We start from the raw sequence: 289 nt of genomic DNA, 5'->3' as shown, positions 1-289 counted from the left end.
GTACATATTCCCTGATAGCTCAGTTGGTAGAGCACTCGACTGTTAATCGAGTTGTCACAGGTTCGAGTCCTGTTCGGGGAGCCACTTGCTTCCATAGCTCAGTAGGTAGAGTGCATCCATGGTAAGGATGAGGTCACCGGTTCGATCCCGGTTGGAAGCTCCAGATTCACCTTTTATGAAGCATTACATAATGCTACGCTTGTGGCCCGTTGGTCAAGGGGTTAAGACACCTCCCTTTCACGGAGGTAACAGGGGTTCGAATCCCCTACGGGTCACCATGGAGGCTTAG

3 tRNA genes are annotated in these 289 nt (G+C 51.2%); all 3 read left to right on the top strand.

Annotation, left to right across the window (positions count from 1 at the left end):
* Positions 1-8: 8 nt before the first annotated feature.
* The 3 genes from CHH67_RS25850 to CHH67_RS25840 all read left to right on the top strand — a co-directional run bounded on the left by CHH67_RS25850 (position 9) and on the right by CHH67_RS25840 (position 278).
* Positions 9-84 (top strand) — tRNA-Asn (locus CHH67_RS25850).
* Positions 85-87: 3 nt separating this feature from the next.
* Positions 88-163 (top strand) — tRNA-Thr (locus CHH67_RS25845).
* Positions 164-203: 40 nt separating this feature from the next.
* Positions 204-278: transfer RNA gene (locus CHH67_RS25840), tRNA-Glu, on the top strand.
* The last annotated feature ends 11 nt before the right edge of the window (positions 279-289 follow it).

Origin of the sequence: Paenibacillus campinasensis, assembly GCF_002272015.1 — a bacterium.
Lineage (GTDB): Bacteria > Bacillota > Bacilli > Paenibacillales > Paenibacillaceae > Paenibacillus_AQ > Paenibacillus_AQ campinasensis.
Note: the sequence above shows the minus strand (reverse complement) of the source record. Positions and strands in the feature narration are given on the sequence as shown.